The sequence below is a fragment of the Mesorhizobium sp. M1348 genome, from assembly GCF_040317925.1.
Classification (GTDB): Bacteria; Pseudomonadota; Alphaproteobacteria; order Rhizobiales; family Rhizobiaceae; genus Mesorhizobium.
Genome location: NZ_JAMYLH010000070.1, coordinates 1 through 2,895 on the forward strand (window position 1 = coordinate 1; position 2,895 = coordinate 2,895).

Genomic DNA, 2,895 nt, shown 5'->3' on the forward strand with positions numbered 1-2,895 from the left:
TGCGATCAAGTATATGGGGGTGGACGGCACGACGCCGAAGCCGCGGAATGCATCTGCGTCCTGAATGCACGGCCGATAGCCCGTAGTTCGGGGCCGGGAGGCGCCGTCACCGTGGCGATCATGCATTTCACGCCCCAGCTCATTGGGCGCAGCAATGGCCGCAGCCCCGTGCTGTCGTCCACGTATCATCATTGGCACCCATGGAACACGAGGCCGAGGCGCGCACCGTCGACCATTCGAGCAAGCGCAATCTCGCCCATGAGAAATTTGTTCTGCCGCCCGACGTGCCGGCCTAGTCTAGGTGTTCGGTCCCGGCATTTGCTGGAGCGGATTGAGAGTGAAGCGTTCCGGTTGTGACGCCCACGCCTTGCACATGAACTCGTAGGGCGTGAGACCCTTGAGGGTCTTGAGTCTGCGAGCGAAGTTGTAGGCGGCAACGAAGTCGGCGAGATGGGTGCGTAGCTGGTCATGGCTCTCGTAGTAGAAGCGCTTGACGGTGGCGTCCTTGATGGTCCGGTTCATTCTCTCGACCTGGCCGTTGGTCCACGGATGCCTTGCCTTGGTCGTGCGGTGCTCGATGTCGTTCCTGGCGCAGGCGTATTCGAAGGCGTGAGCGCGGAAGATCTCGCCATTGGCGATTGCCTCCTTGATCAGCGGCACCGCCGAGCACCGGCACCGGGGGTGGTGAACTGGATGCCGTTGTCGGTAAGCACGGTGTGAGGGCACGGCCGCGATCAGCCGGAGCAGGAACTCTTTAGAGACGGCGGTGGGGGCCTTCTCGTGCAACTCGACGAAGGCGAACTTCGAGGTGCGGTCGATAGCGACGAACATGTGCAGTTTGCCCCGCTCGGTCCTGACCTCGGCAATGTCGATGTGGAAGTAGCCGATCGGGTAGCTCTTGAATTTCCTCTTCGCCGGTTTGTCGCCCTCGACATCCGGGAGCCGGCCGATGCCATGGCGTTGCAGGCAGCGATGCAATGAAGACCGCGTCAGGTGCGGGATGGTCGCCTGAAGCGCATAGAGGCAGTCGTCGAGCGGCCGCGGCGGCGCGGCGGTCGAGCTCGAACGGCTGAAGCTGCTCGAGGTGCAGCGCGCCGAGAACGTGGGGCCGGCGATCGAGAATGTCACGAAGCCGCACGCGATCGCCGCTGGTCGTCGGCGGCGCCGGGCCAAGACCACGATGATGATGGCCGCGCGGGAAGCCTGGGAGCTCGCCGGCGTGCTTGCCGGCAAGGCGGCCAAGGGCCTCGAGAAGGAAGCGGACAGCACGAGCTGCAGCGCGACAATTCCAGATCGTCGCGCTACAACGAGCCGAACGCTGACGTCATGGGGACTGCACTGGATAGAAGGCAGCGAGGCGCTCGACGCCAGGACCGTCTTCGTCCTCGACGAGGCGGTTGCCTCGCCGGCGCCAAGCTGGTGCTCGTGGCCGATCCCGAGCAGGTCCAGCCGATCGAGGCGATCGACAGCGTAAGGAATGGACCGCGCACCGCCTCGCTCGATCTGGCGCGCGGCCGGATCGCCGAGGCGATCTCTGCCTATCGAAAGCAAGGCAAGGTGCTCGGCTCCGTAGTGAAGGTCGAGGCCGTCGCCAAACTGATCGCGGACTGGGATCGCAACTACGATGCCTCGAAGACCTTGCTGATCCTGGCGAATCTGCGCCGCGACGGTGCCGGCCTTCGGGATCGTCGGATGGGCCCATCCGTTCAGGGCGGCCGGCGTGCTGTTCCCGGTGTTCCCGGCACGGGATGGCTGGGCCTTGCGGCTGACGCCATCCCCTTGGCAAGGGATCTGGCTGTGGTCCGTGCCGCATCGTGGACGGCCCCACCCCTACCAGAGGGGTTTACGGGGGTCGAGGTGGAAATGGGGCAGAGCCTCGGCCGGAACGGCGCGCTCGACCGGCAGCTTGACCTGATCGCCACGGTCATGCGGCGTCGCGGAGCAGGGTGTAAAGGTCATCGTGCTTCCCGAGATCGCGCTCGGGTTCTGGACGCGGGCGGTAGAGCACCTGAAGCCGGCTCGTCGAGAGGTTCATCGCCGAGGCGGGTTCGACCGATCCACTTGCCGTCACCTTTCGATCCCACGATCGAGTAGTGCTGGTTCCCCGCCCGACCACGCCGGAAGAAGGCATGGCCCTGATCCGGCAGCATGTCGGGCAAGGCTCTCATGCGCGTCGGCGTACACCCGTATCCGGCAGGCTCGGCGTAACGGACGTGCGCCAACATCCTCATCGGGGCGAAGTTTTCAGCAAGGTCTACCGGCAACCCGGCCGATGAGACCTTCGGCGATGCGGTCCATGCGTGGAGCGGGCATTTCGAGAGGAGCGCGGTGTTCGCCGAGCTGGATCCGGGCGACGTGAAGCTCGGCGTCCCCGGCCGCAAAAAGGGGATGGTGAGAGGGGCGATGCCGCTACGGCCAGGCCCGCGAACATTCATAAATTGGCGGTGCAGGGGTGCTCCCGCACGTTTGCGTTTACATCGCGGTTGACAAAGTATGAAAAACCATAGAATGGAACGGTGTTCCAGATATATAAAACGTTCCATATATGTGGACGTTCCAAGGTGGGTGGCGATGAAATTAGGCATCTTACGGGTGCGGCTTAGTCTGATCGCACCTCGCTCAACGTAGGCTTTAGTAAAATCCTGCCCCAGTTGTCGTAGAGTACATTCAAAGTAATGGCGGAGGTGATGTCGGTATTCATTTCATTAGCTCGACAGTCGTGAGGCCTTTTTTGAAGGCATCTTCTGAAAAAATATCTGTTTCAACAGCGCGTGGCCTTTGTGTCCAGGCGGTGGCCCGGGGCAATTGGAGAAAGGCCTGCGCCTAGACATCGACCGAATGGATAGTCTTTCTTTTGGGTTCTCCGCCGCTCCCAAATGCAATGCAGGCAGGGCT

General features: G+C 62.6%; 2 protein-coding genes and 2 pseudogenes. 3 read left to right on the forward strand and 1 reads right to left on the reverse strand.

The features are described from left to right. Nucleotides 1-297 precede the first annotated feature (297 nt). Nucleotides 298-1,038 (reverse strand): annotated as a pseudogene (locus tag NKH13_RS35395) (integrase core domain-containing protein); the annotation flags it as partial. Between the two features lie 73 nt (nt 1,039-1,111). Between NKH13_RS35395 and NKH13_RS35400 the strand changes: the two are divergent. The 3 genes and pseudogenes from NKH13_RS35400 to NKH13_RS35410 form a co-directional block, all read left to right on the forward strand. Then, nucleotides 1,112-1,668, forward strand: a pseudogene (locus NKH13_RS35400) (AAA family ATPase); the annotation flags it as partial. Nucleotides 1,669-2,033: 365 nt separating this feature from the next. Then, on the forward strand, nt 2,034-2,276 hold the full coding sequence (locus tag NKH13_RS35405) for a hypothetical protein (protein WP_352917472.1): 243 nt from the start codon (nt 2,034-2,036) through the stop codon (nt 2,274-2,276). Next, complete coding sequence (locus NKH13_RS35410; RefSeq protein WP_352917474.1) at nt 2,230-2,487, forward strand: hypothetical protein; 258 nt, start codon at nt 2,230-2,232, stop codon at nt 2,485-2,487. Before NKH13_RS35405 ends, NKH13_RS35410 begins: the two co-directional genes overlap by 47 nt. Nucleotides 2,488-2,895: the final 408 nt, after the last annotated feature.